The following is a 15,995-nucleotide window of genomic DNA, read 5'->3' as shown; positions in this document are numbered from 1 at the left end:
CCATCAGGTTGGCGGCCAAGGCCGCGTTCGATGGGAGGACACTAGGCCTTGGCATTAGCCGGATAATCATGCATCTTATGGCATCACTATTCGTATTTTCCGGATAATAATGGACCGCTTCGACGCGATGCGCGTATTCACCCGGGTGGTCGAACGCCGCAGCTTTTCTCTCGCCGCCGACGATCTTGGCCTGCCGCGCTCGACGGTGACGGATGCGGTGAAGGGGCTGGAGGCGCGGCTCGGCGTGCGGCTGCTCGAGCGCACCACGCGCACGGTCCGCCCGACGCTCGACGGCGAGGCGCATTACCGCCGCTGCCTGTCGCTGATCTCCGACCTCGAAGACGCCGAAGGCGCGTTCGGCGGCGCGCGGCCGAAGGGGCTGCTGCGGCTCGAAGTGCAGGGCACCTTGGCGCGGCACTTCCTGCTGCCGAACCTGCCCGGCTTCCTCGCCCAATATCCTGATATCGAGATCAACATGAGCGAGAGCGATCGCTGGGTCGACCTGATCCGCGAAGGCGTCGACTGCGTGCTGCGCTTCGGCCAATTGCCCGACAGCGACATGATCGCGCGGCAGGTCACGATGCTGGAGCGATTGACCTGCGCCACGCCGGACTACCTTGCGCACTTCGGCATGCCGACCGATCCGCTCGCGCTCGACGGCCATCGCATGATCGGGATTCGCTCGCTGACGACCGGCCGCTTGCGCCCGATGGAGTTCGTGATCGACGGCGCGCTCAAACAATTTCCGTTGCCCGCGCCGATGTCGGTGACCGGCCCCGAAAGTTATCTCGCAAGCGCCAGGCTCGGCCTCGGCCTCGTGCAGGTGCCACGTTTCCATGCCGAAACCGACCTCGCCAACGGCACGCTGATCCCGGTGCTGCAGCAATGCCCGCCGCCGTCGGTGCCGGTATCGCTGCTCTATCCGCGCAACCGCCAACTGTCGCCACGCGTGCGCGTGTTCATCGACTATGTGATGCGGGTGTTCGCGCGCAGTTGATCGATCGCCGGAACCACAGCGAACCTCGCGACGTTATTCCACCGACACTGGAGGGATTGAGCGATGCGGACGTTTTTCGGCATGATTTTGGGCGCGCTGCTGCTGGTTTGCGGCGTCTACGTCTACGATTCGATGCGGACGTCGAGCGTCGCCAATGGCGAAGTGGCGCAGGATACCCGCACCATCGTGAATTGGGATGTTGCAGCCCATGACTGGAACCTGCTGAAAACGCGCACCCGCGAGCAGTGGGACAAGATCGCGTCGAAGTAACCGCTGACGTCACAGCCCGATCGTAGACGCCGCCAAGGCCGCACCGAAGCCGGCACCTAACGCGGCCCATTCCCTCGCCGTGACGGCCATCGTCACGAGCGCGACCATCGTTCCGACGAGACCTGCCAGCCCGCCGGACAGGCAGCCGCCAACGATGAATGCGATGAACAGATTGCCGGGCGCGAGCCGGAGAAACCGGGCGGCGATGCCGTCGTCGCGCATCGACGCGGCGAGGACGTATCCACCGGCGCGCATGGCATAGCATGTCAGCCCGAGGATGAAGATCACGCCGAGAACGTCCAGGTTCTTCATCAGGTCACGCATCGGTCCGCTCCATCATGCTGACGACGGTGCCGCATCCGCCCCCGATCAGCATGGACCAGCTGGGATCCACGAATCGGCTGACCAGGAGCGCGACGACCGCTGAGGTCAGCCACGGCCACGGCGACGTCGCGTTCTTCCACTGGCTGGGAAGCAGGGTCGCAATGAACATCGTCGGCAGCAGTGCGGCGGCGAGCTTCAGTGGTCCGTTGGTTGCGAGCGGGGCGGCATAGGCAAGTGCAGTGCCGCCGACCCAGCCGATCGCCATGGGGATGCTCGATCCGAGTAGATAGCCGGCGTCGGGTCCATTGCGGTCTGCATCCGAACTCGTCATCAGCCACGATGCATCCGCGAGCAGAAACAGGCTGAGCAGGATCTTCCGGGGGGCGAACGCGCCAAACAGCTGGCGCAGATGGGCGCCCATCAGTAAGTATCGGGAATTGGTGGCGATGCAGGCAACGACCATGGCGGCAACCGGCAGTGGGCTTGCCCACATGCTCAGCGTGATCGCCTGGGCGGTGGCGGAGTAGACGAGCAGGCTGAACAGAATCGCGTGCGGCGCCCCCAGCCCAAGCCCCTTGTAGGTCAGTCCCATCACGAGGCCGGCGGCGCCGTTGCTGAGCAGGAACGGCAAGGCCGCAACCAGGCCCCGCCTGAATCCGGCGGCCGTCATCGTTGGGAGGCGTCGAGACGGCTGGGCGCTTGTAATGGTCATGACCGTTAGATTAAACTTGGTGAGAGGCCGTGATGTCAAGGGATCCCGCGCGGGCAGCGACACAGTTCTTCGGCGGACGGGTCTGCCTCGACTTCGCGAACACGCTCGACTGGCGGACGTCGAACGATCCACAGGAGCTGATCCCGGATTACCCTGCGCTATTGTCCTGGAGCGAACGCCGCGGGACCTTGCCGCTCGCGGCAATCAGGAAGCTGAAAGCGCATTCGGCGAGCAGCGTCGCCATGGCCGCGATGCAGAAGGCGCATGATTTGCGTCGCGACATCTGGGCGATTTCCGACGCGCTCCGCGGTGGCCGCAGCGTGGACCTCCGTCTCGTCAATCGGATGCTGTCGGCGGCTCCCCGGCAGCCCGACCTTGTGCGGCAGGATCGAGGCTATCGCCATGCGCTGGCGGGGACCGACGTGACGGAGCCGTTGTGGCCGGTGCTGTGGTCGCTGACGGCCCTGCTGGCGTCCGACGACGCGAGCCGCATCGGATGCTGCGAGGCTGACGGCTGCGGCTGGTTCTTTGTCGACGAGAGCCCGAACCGGACTCGCAGATGGTGCTCGAGCGAAGTGTGCGGCAATCGCGAGCGCGCGCGGCGCGCTTATGCCAAGCGCAAGGGCTCCGCGTGAGTGAACGCCAGGGGGTTTAGTTCTGCTCGGTCTTCCGGCCCATGTTGGCCTTGCGGGCGTCCGCGATCACCTGCTCGAACTGATCGATGCTGAGCACGCCCGGCACGCGATACTTGCCGACGATGAATGACGGCGTGCCGTTGAAGCCGAATGCCTGCGCCTGCTCGTTGTTGCGCGCCAAAACTGCGTCGATCGCCTTGGCGTTGGCGTCGAGATCCTTCTTCAAGCGGTCCATGTCGAGGCCGGCGCCCGACAGCAGCTCGGCAATGCGTGGCTCGGTAATGCGCGAATTGACCGAAATCATCGCCTCATGCGCGGCTTCGAACTTGTCCTGGTACTTCGCCGCCAGCGCCATCTGCGCCGCGACCTTCGACACCGGCCCGAGGATCGGCCAATCCTTCAGCACCAGGCGAACCTTGCCGTCGTCCTGCACCACCTGGCGGAGCTCCGGCGCGAGCTTGCGGCAATACGGGCAGTTGTAGTCGAACCATTCGACGATCGTGATGTCGCCCTTGGGATTGCCAATCACCGGAATATCCGGATCGCGCAGCACCTGTTCCTCGGTCAGGACATTGTCGTCCTCGGCGCGCGCGCCTCTGGCGGCCAGCAGCGCAATGCCGGCACTGATGAAGCCGAGCGCGCCGCGGCGGGTGGCGCCTGCGTTGTCGAGGGGTGATTTCGTCAGATGGTTCATAGCTCGTTTCCGGAAGGGCTCCTCGCCCTTCTACGTTCAGGACACATTGATGTTACGCAGCAGCATATAGATCGCCACGACGATAATCACAGTCGCAAACACGATATTGAGGGCGCCGCGCCGTTCCGACAGGTGCCGGGCGCTCCGTGTGCCCAGCAGGCCACCCGCGATGCCGCCGGCGACGAATAGCCCCGCCAGGCCCCACGACACCAGCCCGGACCACGCATAGCTCAAGGCCGTGGTCACGCCGAAGGCGGTAACCGCCACCAGCGACGAACTGACCGCGTTCATGATCGGCATCCCGGTCGCCAGCATCAAGGCCGGCACGATCAGGAAGCCACCGCCGATGCCGAAGAAGCCGGACATGGTTCCCGTCACAAGCCCGAGACCTACGATCGCGGGCGTGTTGGCCATCGAGATCTTGACGTCGGTCAGCCCGACCCGCGCGCGGGTCTTCAGCATCAGGCCCGCGATCACCAGCATCACGATCGAGAACAGCGCCAGCAGCTTCTGCCCGTCCAGCATCTTGCCGAGGATCGAGCCGCCGAAAGCGCCGAACATGCCTGACAGCGCGAACACCAGTGCGCAGGACCAGATCACGGTGCCGCCGCGGGCGTGGTTGGAGAGGTTGATCGCGGCGTTGGCGGCGACCGCAATCGCCGAGGTACCGATCGCGACATGCGGCTGGGGCACCCCGACCACATAGACCATCAGCGGCACGGCAAGGATCGACCCGCCGCCGCCGACCAGGCCCAGCGAAAAACCGACCAGCATGCCGGATGCCAGCCCAAGCACGCTCTGAGTTACGGAGAAGATCAAGGGGAACAGACTCGCGTTTGAGGCCGCAACCCTAGAAGGATTTGCTGCGTGGTGCCATAGCAATAGCACAAAACTGCCCTGCAGCCGAATGTCAGCGCAGCAGATATGTCACGGCCAGCGGCACCAGCAGCGAGGTGACCAGCGCGTTCAGGCTCATCGCGATCCCGGCAAAGACGCCGGCGACCTCGTCGACCTGGAAGGCGCGCGCGGTGCCGATGCCATGGGCGGCGATGCCCGCGGCAAAGCCGCGGCCACGGAAGTCGGTGACGCCGGTAAAGTTCATCAAGGGCGTGACGATGATCGCCCCCATGATGCCGGTGAGGATCACGGAGACCGCCGTCAGCGAGGGATCGGCATGCAGGGACTCGCTGATGCCCATCGCGACCCCGGCCGTGACTGATTTGGGCGCCAGCGACAGGATGATGTCACGCGGCAGGCCGAAGGCCCGCGCCAGCAGCACCACCGAGACGATCGCGGTGAGCGAGCCGACCGCGAGCGCGACCAGCATCGGCAGGACCGCGGCCGCGACCCGCCTGCGGTTCTCGTAGAGCGGCACCGCGAGTGCCACCGTCGCCGGCCCGAGCAGGAAGTGCACGAACTGCGCCCCGGCAAAATAGGTGGTGTAGGAGGTCCCGGTCAGCAGCAGGAACGCGCCGATGATCCACAGCGAATGCAGCACGGGATTGGCGAGCGGATGACGCCTTGTCTTCAACGACACCGCATCGGTCGCGGCATAGGTCAATAGCGTCACCGTCAGCCAGAGCAGCGGCGACTGCGAGAGATAGACCCAGAGCGAAAACGGATTGTCGCTCACGGGTTCTCCTCCTCGCGCGCAAACATACTGGTCGCCGCGACGAAGGTCGCGACCGTCGCCAGCAGCGTGACGATGACCGAAACCGCAAGGATCACCAGGATCGCGATGCCATGCTCGGCAAGCAGGTCGAGCTTCTGCACCACACCGACGCCTGCCGGAATGAACAGCAGCGAGAGATTAGCGAGCATGCCACGGCTTGCGCTCTCCACCCCGTCATTGCCGAGCGGCCCGCGCGCGAGCACCGGAAAGCGGTCTCGCGCCAGCAGGAGCAACAGCAGCAGCACCAGCCCGACCACCGGGCCCGGCACCGGCACGGCCAGCGCCCGCACGGCAACCTCGCCGACCAACTGACAGAGCAGGATCAGGCTGAGGCTGGCGATCATGACAAGGCGCTCAAGCGAAGCATCCGCGTATCAGGTCGGTGTGGGGAAAGGTTGTCAATGCGGCGATCTCAGGAGGATGCGCAGATACTAGGCACGCCGACTTCACAGGCCCGTCATCCTGAGGTGCGCGCGCTTGCGCGCCTCGAAGGATGCACGGCCCAGATGTTTCCGCGCATTGCTTCTCCGCTGGCGAGAGCGTGGGCCGTCGACCCTTCGAGGCTCGCTCCGCTCGCACCTCAGGGTGACGGGGATAAAGCTCCGCTCGTCGTTGGCGACGCCCGCCGCGCCAGCGCCATCAGCGTGCCGCTCATAGTCGCGACCAGCATCTCGATGCCGTCCTGCACCGCATAAGCGCGGCCATCGCAGACGGTCAGCGTGCGGCCTGGCTTGACCACGACGCCGCGGAACACGAACCGCTCGCCGCGGGCCGGCGCCAGCAGATTGGTCTTGAACTCCACCGTGAGGATGTCGGAGCCTTCGGGCATCAGCGTGAAGGCGGCGATCCCGCAGGCATTGTCGAGCCCCGCGGTGATGATTCCGGCATGCACGAATCCGTTCTGCTGGCAGAACTCCGGCGCATAGGGCATCGCGAGATCGACCTCGCCCGGCTCCATACGTGCGATCGAGATACCAAGCGTCTGCATTGCGCGCTGGCGCGCGAATGTGGCGGTGGCAACCGCGCGGAAGTCGGGATTCTTCGGCTCAAAGCGGGGCATGGCGGTCACGCAGTCACGGGTTCTGACGGCACGAGGTGCGGCATCGCGGCGTAGCGGATCGCCGGCGCGAACGGCGCCGATTTGCGCGCGGCGCGATCGATATGCACGGCCGCGATCTCGCAGGTCGCGGCGATGTCGCCGGTCTCCGCGTTGCGCATCTCATGCAGGATGCGGACCGACTTGTCGCGGAACTCGACCAGCCGGCTCTTGACCTCGACGAGGTCGCCGGCAAGCAGTTCGCGCTGGTAGGAGATGTTCTGCTGCACGGCGGCCATGCCGCGGCCGGACTCGCGCAGATAGCTCGGCGTCAGCCCGAGCCGCGCGAACATATTCCAGCTCGCCTCGTCGAACTTGCCGACATACCACATGACGTTCATGTGGCCGATGTGGTCACAATGCCAGGGATAGACCGTGCCGCGATAGGTCGCCTCGCCCTCCATGCTTCCCTCCTTTGCGTTCCGATACGGTAGCGTATCAGGCACGAAGCGGGCTAGCAATACGGCACCGTATCGGGACCGCTCCGCGGAGATCACATGACTGAAAGCAAGGGCGACGTCTGGGTCGCGGCCGGCTTTGCCGAACTCGCGCATACCGGCGTCGACGGCGTGCGGGTCGAGGTGCTGGCGAAGAATCTGGGCGTCACCAAGGGCGGCTTCTACCGCCGCTTCAGGGATCGCGCCGCGCTGCTCGAGGCGATGCTGACGCGCTGGCGCGACGGCCGCATCGCCGCGATCGAGAAGCAGACCGCGCTCGACGGCGCCAGCGCGCGTGAGCGGCTGAAGGCGATCATCACGCTCTATTCGGAGCGCATGAACACCGAGGCGATGGCGGTGGAGCTCGCGATCCGGCAATGGGCGCGCACCGACGAAGCCGCGGCCACCGCCGCCGCGAGCGTCGATGCCGCGCGGCTGAAGAATGTCGGCCAGCTCTATCGCGCCACCGGGCTACCGGCCGAGGAAGCCGATGCGCAGGCGTTCCTGTTCTACTGCTTCATCTTCGGCCAGAGCCTCTTGTTTCTCGAACGCGGCCCGCGCAAGCGCGCGCAACTGCTGGCGCAATCGGCGGACAAGTTGCTCGCGGAAAGCCCGTAGCGCTTCAGCCGAAAGAAAAGCGGCCGGCTTACGCCGACCGCCCGTCAAACTCGCTTCAGCCGGCTCAGGCGCCCTTCAGGCGCTTGTTGCACTCGCTGTAATAGCCGCCGCCCTTCTGGATCCACTTCAGGCCGCCATTGCCGCCCGTGGTCTTGTTGGCATTGTACTGGTCAACGCAGGTGTGCATGCGCTGCTTGCCTTCGGACTCCTTGGCGTATTTGGGATCGACCGCGTTCGGAAACACGGCGGGCCCTGCCGGTGCGGCCGGTGCCGCGGCGGGAGCGGCCTCCCGCTTGGCTTCCTTCGGCGCGGCCGGAGCAGGCGCGGCGGCAGCGGGCGGCGGAGCGGCGGGCGCCGCGGCCGGGGTCGCGTCGGCGGCGCATTGCGCCTTGCGGAAATCATTCCACTTCTGGCCGTTGAGGGTGCCGGCCGTCTTGGCCGCCTGGTACTTGGCGCTGCATTCCTGCGCGGTCAGGGCCTGCGCCGGCGCGCTCGCCGCAAAGGCTGCAAAGCCCGACACCGCAATCACACACAACAATCTGGTCTGAATGGTCATCCCTGGTCTCCCGTCATCCCTGGTTTCCCGTGGGGTTTCCCCTGGGGGGCATTGGCGTAAGACCATTATCCTAGCGCAACCCCGACTTGCGACAACGTGCGGACGCCCTTGGCCGCTAAAATATTGTGGCGGCTGGACCACCGCATATTCATCCACGGTTCATGATCGCCGCGCAACGTTTCGGCTCCTTCTCTCACGAGGTGCCCCATGAAGAAGATTTCCGCGCTCGCGACCGCAACCGCCCTTGCCTCCCTGCTGCTGATGGGCGGAGCTTTCGCGCAAACCGCCGCCCCCGCCGCCAAGGAGGCCGCTCCGAAGGCCGACGGCAAGATGGCCAAGGAAGCCAAGCCGCGCACCGCCGAGTCGCTGGAATGCTCGAAGGAGGCCGACGCCAAGGGCCTGCACGGCAAGGAGCGCAAGAAATTCCGCTCCGAGTGCAAGAAGGCGGGCGGTGCTGCCGCCGCGCCGGCCGCGAAGTAACGCGTAGACGTATCTGACATCCTTCACCCTCCCCGCCGGGGAGGGTGAAAACCTGTGCGTCGGGCGAGCCGGGGCGCAATGCTGCAATCGCGAGATGCAATTGTCGCGTGGTTGCGAATTTGCCATAAGGCGGCGTGACCCTGATCCGCGCTTCGATGGCGACCGCCATTCCCGACCGCAGCATAGTTCTGAACGGGCTCGAGACTCTCGTCATCGGCGCCGGCGGCGGCCTGCTGTTTTTATGGGCGGGATTGCCGGGCGGTCTGATCTCGGGTGCGATGTGCGCGGTCGCGATCGCAGCATTGGCTGGACGGCCGCTCGCGGTGCCGCCGGTGCTGACGCAATCGGTGCTGCTGCTGCTCGGCATCTCGCTGGGCTCGCTGATGTCGCAGCAATTGCTGCAGCATATGAGCTCCTATCCGCTCACCATCGCCCTGCTGGCGCTGGCGACGTTCTGCTCGACCTTCGGCTCGAGCGTCTATCTGCAGCGCATCCATGGTTGGGACCAGACCTCGGCCTTCCTCGCCGGCAGCCCGGGCGCGCTCTCGCAGATCACGATCCTCGCCGCGGAAAAGGGCGCCGACGTCGCGGCGATCGCCGTGGTGCAGACCATGCGCGTCATCATCCTGACCGCGGCCCTGCCGCTGGTGCTGGCGCTGACCGGCGTGACTCACGCGGCGCCGCCGCCATTGCCGACGACGGTCGCCTCGCCGTTCGGCCTCCTCGCCCTGGTCGCCGGATCGATCGGCGTCTCGCTGCTGCTGCGCTGGATCAAATTCCCCGCCAGCTGGATGTTCGGCGCGATGCTCGCCTCCAGCCTGCTGCACGGCTCAGGCCTGGTCGATGGCGGCCTGCCGCCCTGGCTGCGCAACATCGCGCTGGTTGGCATCGGCGCGCTGATCGGCACCCGGTTTGCGCGGATGAAGACCTCGACCCTGCTGAGCCACGTCAATGCCGGGCTCGGCTCATTCGCGATCGCGATCGCAATCTCCGCCGTGTTCGTCGCGGTGATCGGCTTCACCACCCATGTGCGGCTTGCCGACGTCGTGGTCGCCTTCGCGCCCGGCGCGATGGACGCGATGCTGGCGCTGGCGCTGACGCTGCACATCGACCCGATCTTCGTCGGCGCGCATCATCTGTCGCGCTTCCTGTTCGTCACCATCTCGACGCCGGGCATCATCCATCTGTTCGGACGGCCGCAGGACGACGTCGACGATTAGGCCAAGGCTCACCTGCTAATTCCGTCACCCCCGCGCAAAGGCTTCGCCTTTTTCGCTGGAGGTGCGAGCGGGGCGAGCCTCGAAGGATGAACGGCCCGGCTGGTGGGCCGTGCATGCTTCGAGACGGCCGCAAGCGCGGCCTCCTCAGCATGACGGATTGAGAGGCGGACGGACCTTAACCGTGGCAGCGTGGTGGGTTTCGCTGAGCCTGTCATCGGGCCGCGCTTTGCGCGGACCCGTTGGCTCTACCTACCCTGCAGTTCCAATCCCGATCATGCCTCGGCCGTCGACTGCTCCGGCTGATCGCGAAACGATCGCGCCAACGCTGTCAGTTCGCCGGGATCGAACCATAGCTCCTCGTCCCGGTCCATTTGCAGTTTCGCGACGGCTGCAGCGTGCCACAACGGCCCGGTGATCCGGGCATAGACCGAATCGGGCTGTGCTTCGCTCCATTCCTCGAGCCGCTCTCTGGCCACTGCGCGCCATAGCGCGGTCAGCCGGCTGCTCGCACCATGGATTTCGGAGATGGTATATCTCGGGCGCTGCTCGCTCATCAGCGTGGCGACGAGATTGCGTCGGCTCTTGAGGCGCAACAACGTCTCATTGGCCAACAGCAACAACTCGACGGGGACGCGGTGCACGATGATCAGCATGAGCTCGTCTGTCGCGCATGATCGGAACGGTGACGGCGGGATAGCCTCCACCTTGTAACACCTGACACGCGCGTCAGGACCTTCGCACAGGGAATCCTCTACCTTGGCTTCCGGAAATCGATGCTGCGCAGGATGATCCGGGGCGGCGCCCCCTCGAACTCCTTCGCCTGGTACTTGCCATCGGCGCAGGCCTCGATGCGCTCGCGCAGCCGCATGAATTGAGTCTCGCGGTGGCCCGCGCGCCCGAGCGCCCCGCCTTCCAATTCATCCATGGCGGAGGTCGAGATCGCGCAATGGATCTCCTTCTCGTCGTCATGCATCGAAAACAGCACGACCATCCGGTCGTATTCGTAGCTGATGAAGCGACCCTGGGTAAGCGTCATGTGACCAGCTCCTTCAAAGCCGCGAAGTGGTTCTGGTTCATCGCGGCTCGGTGAGCCGGACAAAGTCCTCGAGAATTGCCGTGACCAGATCGCGATGCCTTGTATCCTCCGGCGGCAGGCTCGCGGCGTACAGGTTCAGAACGTAGCGCGCCTTGGCGGCCACCTCCGGCCACGACGTCGCGGGTACCGCCAGCAGTCCGGTTTCGAGCGAGACCTGCCGTTCGCGCAGATCCCTCGCATGGGTCTCGATTTCCGCCAGCGCACGGCGGATATCGGTGGCTTTCTGGGCTGCCATACCGCGACGGCGATCGAGGTCGAGCGGTTCGTCAGCCATTGGATGCGCTCGCGTCGATACGCTGGGCGTCCGCCAGATCGACCGAGCCGATCGACACCATCTCCGTCGTCAATCCGCGCGAGCCTTGTGCCGGGACGATGATCATCGTGGCGACACGGCGGAACACCGCGAACGAGAGCCCTTCGATCGCCTCTTCGTCGGTAATGACCTCATAGGCGCCTGCGGGCAATTCACGATCGATGCCTCTGATCCGGAATGGATGCTGGAAGGTGACGACTTCACGTCGGGAGCGCATGGTCATGGGCCAGCCTTTTGCGAAACGCCTTGCGCCGGTGCGCGGCCCCGTTGGCAGCATGCGCCGCTTCGGCGGCAATAGCCAATGCTTTCTTATTGGTTTTCCTGGTGTTCCTGGCTTTCTCGCCGAACGAGGGGCAAAGACCGCTCCTCACAGCATGCTGGGCGTTGTTGCCGCAGGGCGCCGCAAACCGCTTTGGCGCTCGCTATTCGGGTGCGATCGGCCTACGGTCGATCACCATCACTTCCGGCAAAGCAAATCCACGTCGACGTTCGGGACTGCTCCGGAAGCAGGCTCTGACCGAGTCGATGATCTCGATAAACAGAGGGAGACCGACATGTCCAAAGGCGAGCGACACGGCAACCGCGAGGTCAAGAAGCCCAAGAAGGAGAAGATCAAGGTGATCGCCGCGGCTCCCAGCCTGAAGGGCGGACAGCCGAGCTTCACGCCGGGGAAGAAGAAATAGATCGATTGAGACAAGGCCTGTAAATCAGCCCACTCAGTCAGACCTTGGCTGCCTTCGCCACGCCCCAGCCGGCGACCGCGGCCATCAGCAGCGAGATCAGCACGTTGTAGCCGGCAAGCGAGATGCCGAGGAAGCGCCACTGCACCTCGTCGCAGCGGACCACCTTCACCTTGTCGAGCTGATCCAGCAGCGAGCCGGCCTTGCCGAAATCCACCATCGGGCCGGTGCAGTCGGTCGGTCCCTGCCAAAACCCCCATTCGACCCCGGCGTGATAGGCGCCGAGCCCGGCATTGGCGAGCGCGGCGAGGCCGAGGATCACAAGGCCCGCGATCAGCACCGGACGCGCCGCGCCACGGGCGGCCGCGAGCGCCACCACGGCGCCGAGCGGGACCGCGAGGTAATAGGCATAGCGCTGCTCGAGGCAGAGCGGACAGGGCATGATCTCCAGCACCAGCTGGAAGAACCAGGCGCCGGCCAGCGTCGCCGCCGCGATCACGGCAATCGCCAGGGCCGAGGTCAGCGCCGGATTGCCGCTGGCGGAAGCATCCGACGGATGGGCGGTAGCGAGCGTCACGGCAGTCCTCCTGCGAGCATCGTTCGGCAGGGTCATGGCCCCTGCTCCATGCTCAGCCCGGGTCGTATCGCGTGAAAATACCGCTGTCGAGGCGCGGGACAATCACATCCGCGCGGGTTGACCGTGACGGGCCGCCCGCTATAGTCCGCCGCGCTTCGCGACCCTGGGCCCGTCTCGGTCTGGACCACCGCGAATGCCCCTGTGGCGGAACTGGTAGACGCGCTCGACTCAAAATCGAGTTCCGCAAGGAGTGCTGGTTCGATTCCGGCCAGGGGCACCACGCTTCGCCCTTGCGGGCTTCGCGTGGCGCAGCCGCGCCAAGACTGCAAGGGCGAAGCGTGTCCGGCGAAGCTCGAGCGACGCGAGAGCGAAGACGGACGGCCTCATTTCGGGTATGGGCCCGCGGATTCCAATATCAGTCCTTTTGAGCTGCGCCGACATACCTGCGGCCGACAGCAGCGGCGATCACCATTTCAATGCGGTCGTGCGCACCGGGGCGTCCCACAGCGCCGACGTCTCGGCATCGAGCAGGCTCACGGTCAGCGAGCAGCCGGCCATATCCAGCGAGGTGACGTAGCTGCCCACCAGCGAGCGCGCGATGCGCAAGCCGCGCTGCTCGAGCATGCGGCGCGCGGCGTTGTACATCAGATAGAGCTCGATCGTTGGTGTGCCGCCGAAGCCGTTGACCAGCAGCAGCGCCTCGGAGCCGGCGGGCGCTGCGAGATCGTCCGCAATGGCGGTCGTCATTTCCGATGCGATCGCGTCGGCCTCCGCGAGCTTGACGCGGCGACGGCCCGGCTCGCCGTGGATGCCGACGCCCATCTCCATCTCGTCCTCGCCGAGCGTGAAGGTCGGCGTGCCCGCGGCCGGGACCGTGCAGCTGGTCAGCGCCACGCCCATCGAACGCGTCCGCGCGTTGACACGCTCGCCGAGCGCCACGCAGGTCTTGAGATCGGCGCCCTTCTCGGCGGCGGCGCCGACGATCTTCTCGACGATCAATGTGCCGGCGACGCCGCGGCGGCCGATGCTGTAGGTCGATTTCTCCACCGCGACATCGTCGTCGGTCACGATGGTGGCGGTGCGGCCTTCGGCGATCTCGGCCGCCATCTCGAAGTTCATGCGGTCGCCCGCATAGTTCTTGACGATGAACAGCACGCCGGCATCGCCCGCGACTGCATGCGCGGCTTCGACGATCTGGTCCGGCGTTGGCGAGGTGAACACCTGTCCGGGACAGGCCGCATCGAGCATGCCGTAGCCGACGAAACCGGCATGCAGCGGCTCATGCCCGCTGCCGCCGCCCGAGACCAGCGCGACCTTCTTGCCGTTCAACTCGCGGCGACGCACGAATTTGCGCTCGGCGCCCAGCACGACCAGATCGGCATGCGCAGCGGCAAAGCCGTCGAGGCTTTCGCCGAGCACATTGTCGACGGCATTGATGAACTTCTTCATGGTCTCCTCCCCGCTTCGTCCAAAGCTTCGTTCCGATCAATCGGAACGAAGCTCCAGGTTGTTGTTTTGACGCGTTTTCTTCACGCGAACCGGTAGCCACTTCGCTCGAAAACGCTTTGGTTGGCGTTTTCGCCTATTTTTCCCGCATGATACCGATCAGGCGCCGCGTGAATTCCTGCAGCAGCGCGTCGAGCTCGGCATTGCGCTTGGCGCTGCCGAGATCCGGCAGATGCAATGTCAGCGTCCGCTCGTGCGAGCCTTCGCTCAGCCGGCCGACGCGGCGCGGATGCGCACGCGCATAGGCGCGCAAGAAGGCGGTCTTCGCCTGCGGCGGAAAGTGGCAGACATCGAAGATCGTGTTGAGATGTTGCACCGGGATCGGCACCGGATAGGCCGGGTTACTGATCTGGCTGACGAAGCTGCGGTTCTTGCCCATGGCATGGGCGAGGCGCAGCCGCATGCCGGACGGGCGGCTCTCCAGCACCTCCTTGAAGATGCGCTTGTAGGCCGCGACCGCGCCGGCTTCGGGCGCTTCATCGGCCGCCGTGTCAGCCAACGCTGCCTCCGCTGCTCAGCCGGTCGATGGTCTGCTTGATCTGCGCCAGTGCCGATGCGTTCACGGACAATTCGCGCAGGCCGCAATTCAGAAGCGCGGGAAGACAGCGCGGATCGCCCGCCATGTCGCCGCACAGGCTGACGCCGATGCCGGCGCGGCGGCCGTGCTCCGCGGTCCGCGCGATCAGTTCGAGCACTGCGGGATGCAAGGGGTCCATCAGGGGGGCGAGAGCTCCGTTGGAACGATCGCAGGCCAGCACATATTGCGCGAGATCGTTCGAGCCGATCGAGAAGAACGACGCCTTGAAGCTCGAGACCGCCAGGGCCGCCGCCGGAACCTCGACCATGATTCCGAGCTCCGGGAGCATCGCGGCAATGCCGTCCGCCTGCAAGCGCTGCACGATGCCGGCGAACAGCTTCCGTCCCACCTCGAGCTCGTCCGCCGACGTCACCATCGGGAACATGACCTTGAGATTGCCGCGCACCGCAGCGCGGGCCAGCGCGCGGAGCTGGACGGCAAAAATCTCCGGCCGGGCCAGGCAGAGCCGCAAGCCGCGCACGCCGAGGAACGGATTGGCTTCGCCATCGAATGTAAAGCCAGGCACCGGCTTGTCGCCGCCGGCATCGAACGTGCGGATCGTGACCGGCCGCGCTCCGGCCCAGCGCAAAACCGCGTCATAAGCCTGGAATTGCGTCTCCTCATCCGGCAGGTCGCTTCGCCCGGCGAGCAGGAATTCCGTCCGCATCAGGCCGATGCCGTCGGCATATTGCGCATCCGCATCATCGAGGTCGTCGACCCGCTGGATATTGATCAGGAGCTTGATGTGTTCGCCGCGCCACGAGGCCGTCGGTCGCCGCAGGATCGCGCGCGCGGATGCCCTGCTCTTGCGATGGCTCTCGCGCCGCTTCTCGAAGATGCGCACCTGCTCGGCGCTGGGATCGAGCTCCAGCGTCGCGCCTTCGCCATCGAGCAGCGCCGTGGCGCCGGCATTTGGGATGGCGCCGAGTTGCACGACCATCGGGATGCCGCGCGCACGCGCCAGCATCGCGACGTGGCTGGTCGGACTGCCGTGCAGCAGCGCCAGGCCGCCGCCGCCGGACCAGTCGATCTCCAGGAAGCGCGACGGCGGCAGGTCATCGGCACAGACGACGCCTCCGCTCGGGATCTTCAGCGGCTCGCCTTCGTCGCCGCGCAGGATGTGGACCACGCGGTCGCGCAGGTCCGCAAGGTCCGACGAACGGGCCTGCAGATACTCATCCGCCGCCGAATTGTACTCCGCGATCTGCTCGTCGAGCGTCGAGCGCCATGCGACGTCGGCCGGACGCCCCTCGCCGATCGACGCGAAGATCGCCTCGATCAGATCCTCATCCTCGAGCAACGCGACCTGGAATTCGAGGATCTGCGCGGCTTCGCCGCCGGCGCTGGCGGCAAGATCAGCGATCTGCCCGCTTGCGAGATCGATCGCCTTGCGCAAGGCGAGCGCCTCCTCGACCAGCGTGCCGGCCACCCGCTCGCCGCCCGCGCCCGCATCGACGCGGACCAGCGGACCGTGGGCAAAGCCGATCGAGGCGGTCCTGCCGCGGTAAGCCGATCCTGCAGCGCCGCCCTGCATG

Annotated in this window: 24 protein-coding genes and 1 tRNA gene; 8 read left to right on the top strand and 17 right to left on the bottom strand. The window is 65.9% G+C overall.

Going from position 1 to position 15,995, the window contains the following annotated elements:
* Positions 1–109: 109 nt before the first annotated feature.
* Positions 110–997 (top strand): LysR family transcriptional regulator, encoded by an 888-nt coding sequence (locus AAFG13_RS31545; RefSeq protein ID WP_342709219.1) that lies wholly within the window; start codon positions 110–112, stop codon positions 995–997.
* A gap of 63 nt (positions 998–1,060) precedes the next feature.
* Positions 1,061–1,267 (top strand): hypothetical protein, encoded by a 207-nt coding sequence (locus AAFG13_RS31540; protein WP_176533628.1) that lies wholly within the window; start codon positions 1,061–1,063, stop codon positions 1,265–1,267.
* Between the two features lie 9 nt (positions 1,268–1,276).
* Here AAFG13_RS31540 and AAFG13_RS31535 read toward each other — a convergent pair whose 3' ends face one another.
* Together AAFG13_RS31535 and AAFG13_RS31530 are read right to left on the bottom strand one after the other, a co-directional pair.
* Entirely contained in the window at positions 1,277–1,591 is a 315-nt protein-coding gene (locus AAFG13_RS31535; RefSeq protein WP_342709218.1) for an AzlD domain-containing protein, read from the bottom strand.
* Positions 1,584–2,222, bottom strand: coding sequence for an AzlC family ABC transporter permease (locus tag AAFG13_RS31530; protein ID WP_342709217.1), 639 nt, complete (start codon positions 2,220–2,222; stop codon positions 1,584–1,586). The genes AAFG13_RS31535 and AAFG13_RS31530 overlap by 8 nt, the downstream gene beginning before the upstream one ends.
* A gap of 113 nt (positions 2,223–2,335) precedes the next feature.
* Between AAFG13_RS31530 and AAFG13_RS31525 the strand changes: the two genes are divergently transcribed.
* Positions 2,336–2,938: an ABATE domain-containing protein gene (locus AAFG13_RS31525; RefSeq protein ID WP_342709216.1), complete on the top strand. Its 603-nt coding sequence runs from the start codon at positions 2,336–2,338 to the stop codon at positions 2,936–2,938.
* A gap of 16 nt (positions 2,939–2,954) precedes the next feature.
* Here the strand turns inward: AAFG13_RS31525 and AAFG13_RS31520 are convergent, their stop codons facing one another.
* The 6 genes from AAFG13_RS31520 to AAFG13_RS31495 form a co-directional block, all read right to left on the bottom strand.
* On the bottom strand, positions 2,955–3,632 hold the full coding sequence (locus AAFG13_RS31520) for a DsbA family protein (protein ID WP_342709215.1): 678 nt from the start codon (positions 3,630–3,632) through the stop codon (positions 2,955–2,957).
* A gap of 36 nt (positions 3,633–3,668) precedes the next feature.
* Positions 3,669–4,448, bottom strand: coding sequence for a sulfite exporter TauE/SafE family protein (locus AAFG13_RS31515; RefSeq protein WP_342713434.1), 780 nt, complete (start codon positions 4,446–4,448; stop codon positions 3,669–3,671).
* 94 nt (positions 4,449–4,542) lie between these two features.
* Positions 4,543–5,265 carry an LrgB family protein gene (locus tag AAFG13_RS31510; RefSeq protein WP_342709214.1) on the bottom strand — a complete coding sequence of 241 codons (723 nt, stop codon included), beginning with the start codon at positions 5,263–5,265 and terminating at the stop codon, positions 4,543–4,545.
* The gene (locus AAFG13_RS31505) at positions 5,262–5,648 is read right to left on the bottom strand and encodes a CidA/LrgA family protein (RefSeq protein ID WP_212314060.1); all 387 of its coding nucleotides are present in this window, start codon (positions 5,646–5,648) and stop codon (positions 5,262–5,264) included. The genes AAFG13_RS31510 and AAFG13_RS31505 overlap by 4 nt, the downstream gene beginning before the upstream one ends.
* Before the next feature lie 236 nt (positions 5,649–5,884).
* A complete protein-coding gene (locus AAFG13_RS31500) occupies positions 5,885–6,364 on the bottom strand; it encodes a PaaI family thioesterase (RefSeq protein WP_342709213.1) in 480 nt (159 codons plus the stop codon).
* Between the two features lie 5 nt (positions 6,365–6,369).
* On the bottom strand, positions 6,370–6,804 hold the full coding sequence (locus AAFG13_RS31495; protein ID WP_176533636.1) for an acyl-CoA thioesterase: 435 nt from the start codon (positions 6,802–6,804) through the stop codon (positions 6,370–6,372).
* A 93-nt stretch (positions 6,805–6,897) separates the two neighbouring features.
* Here AAFG13_RS31495 and AAFG13_RS31490 point away from each other — a divergent pair, with 93 nt between their 5' ends.
* The gene (locus AAFG13_RS31490; protein ID WP_342709212.1) at positions 6,898–7,455 is read left to right on the top strand and encodes a TetR/AcrR family transcriptional regulator; all 558 of its coding nucleotides are present in this window, start codon (positions 6,898–6,900) and stop codon (positions 7,453–7,455) included.
* 64 nt (positions 7,456–7,519) lie between these two features.
* Here AAFG13_RS31490 and AAFG13_RS31485 read toward each other — a convergent pair whose 3' ends face one another.
* Positions 7,520–8,011, bottom strand: a complete 492-nt coding sequence (locus AAFG13_RS31485; protein ID WP_342709211.1) for a hypothetical protein — start codon at positions 8,009–8,011, stop codon at positions 7,520–7,522.
* A 207-nt stretch (positions 8,012–8,218) separates the two neighbouring features.
* On the opposite strand from AAFG13_RS31485, the gene AAFG13_RS31480 reads away from it, so the two are divergent.
* Both AAFG13_RS31480 and AAFG13_RS31475 read left to right on the top strand, forming a co-directional pair.
* Positions 8,219–8,491: a PsiF family protein gene (locus tag AAFG13_RS31480; protein ID WP_212314068.1), complete on the top strand. Its 273-nt coding sequence runs from the start codon at positions 8,219–8,221 to the stop codon at positions 8,489–8,491.
* Between the two features lie 155 nt (positions 8,492–8,646).
* Complete coding sequence (locus AAFG13_RS31475; RefSeq protein WP_212314353.1) at positions 8,647–9,711, top strand: AbrB family transcriptional regulator; 1,065 nt, start codon at positions 8,647–8,649, stop codon at positions 9,709–9,711.
* A 272-nt stretch (positions 9,712–9,983) separates the two neighbouring features.
* On the opposite strand, the gene AAFG13_RS31470 is transcribed toward AAFG13_RS31475, so the two are convergent.
* The 4 genes from AAFG13_RS31470 to AAFG13_RS31455 form a co-directional block, all read right to left on the bottom strand.
* Complete coding sequence (locus AAFG13_RS31470; RefSeq protein ID WP_212314070.1) at positions 9,984–10,364, bottom strand: hypothetical protein; 381 nt, start codon at positions 10,362–10,364, stop codon at positions 9,984–9,986.
* A gap of 98 nt (positions 10,365–10,462) precedes the next feature.
* The gene (locus AAFG13_RS31465; protein WP_092123564.1) at positions 10,463–10,747 is read right to left on the bottom strand and encodes a DUF1488 family protein; all 285 of its coding nucleotides are present in this window, start codon (positions 10,745–10,747) and stop codon (positions 10,463–10,465) included.
* A 37-nt stretch (positions 10,748–10,784) separates the two neighbouring features.
* The gene (locus tag AAFG13_RS31460; protein WP_212314071.1) at positions 10,785–11,081 is read right to left on the bottom strand and encodes a hypothetical protein; all 297 of its coding nucleotides are present in this window, start codon (positions 11,079–11,081) and stop codon (positions 10,785–10,787) included.
* A complete protein-coding gene (locus AAFG13_RS31455; RefSeq protein WP_212314072.1) occupies positions 11,074–11,343 on the bottom strand; it encodes a hypothetical protein in 270 nt (89 codons plus the stop codon). Before AAFG13_RS31455 ends, AAFG13_RS31460 begins: the two co-directional genes overlap by 8 nt.
* Between AAFG13_RS31455 and AAFG13_RS31450 the strand changes: the two genes are divergently transcribed.
* A complete protein-coding gene (locus AAFG13_RS31450) occupies positions 11,342–11,803 on the top strand; it encodes a hypothetical protein (RefSeq protein ID WP_342709210.1) in 462 nt (153 codons plus the stop codon). The genes AAFG13_RS31455 and AAFG13_RS31450 overlap by 2 nt on opposite strands.
* A gap of 37 nt (positions 11,804–11,840) precedes the next feature.
* Here the strand turns inward: AAFG13_RS31450 and AAFG13_RS31445 are convergent, their stop codons facing one another.
* Positions 11,841–12,413 (bottom strand): disulfide bond formation protein B, encoded by a 573-nt coding sequence (locus AAFG13_RS31445; protein ID WP_342709209.1) that lies wholly within the window; start codon positions 12,411–12,413, stop codon positions 11,841–11,843.
* A 159-nt stretch (positions 12,414–12,572) separates the two neighbouring features.
* Here AAFG13_RS31445 and AAFG13_RS31440 point away from each other — a divergent pair.
* Positions 12,573–12,657: transfer RNA gene (locus AAFG13_RS31440), tRNA-Leu, on the top strand.
* A gap of 185 nt (positions 12,658–12,842) precedes the next feature.
* Here AAFG13_RS31440 and dhaK read toward each other — a convergent pair.
* The 3 genes from dhaK to ptsP all read right to left on the bottom strand — a co-directional run bounded on the left by dhaK (position 12,843) and on the right by ptsP (position 15,994).
* Entirely contained in the window at positions 12,843–13,826 is a 984-nt protein-coding gene (gene dhaK / locus AAFG13_RS31435; RefSeq protein ID WP_342709207.1) for a dihydroxyacetone kinase subunit DhaK, read from the bottom strand.
* A 133-nt stretch (positions 13,827–13,959) separates the two neighbouring features.
* Positions 13,960–14,382: a hypothetical protein gene (locus tag AAFG13_RS31430; RefSeq protein WP_050405512.1), complete on the bottom strand. Its 423-nt coding sequence runs from the start codon at positions 14,380–14,382 to the stop codon at positions 13,960–13,962.
* A complete protein-coding gene (gene ptsP / locus AAFG13_RS31425) occupies positions 14,375–15,994 on the bottom strand; it encodes a phosphoenolpyruvate--protein phosphotransferase (protein WP_342709205.1) in 1,620 nt (539 codons plus the stop codon). The genes AAFG13_RS31430 and ptsP overlap by 8 nt, the downstream gene beginning before the upstream one ends.
* Between the last annotated feature and the right edge of the window lies 1 nt (position 15,995).

The sequence above is a fragment of the Bradyrhizobium sp. B124 genome, assembly GCF_038967635.1.
GTDB lineage: Bacteria > Pseudomonadota > Alphaproteobacteria > Rhizobiales > Xanthobacteraceae > Bradyrhizobium.
Note: the sequence above shows the minus strand (reverse complement) of the source record. Positions and strands in the feature narration are given on the sequence as shown.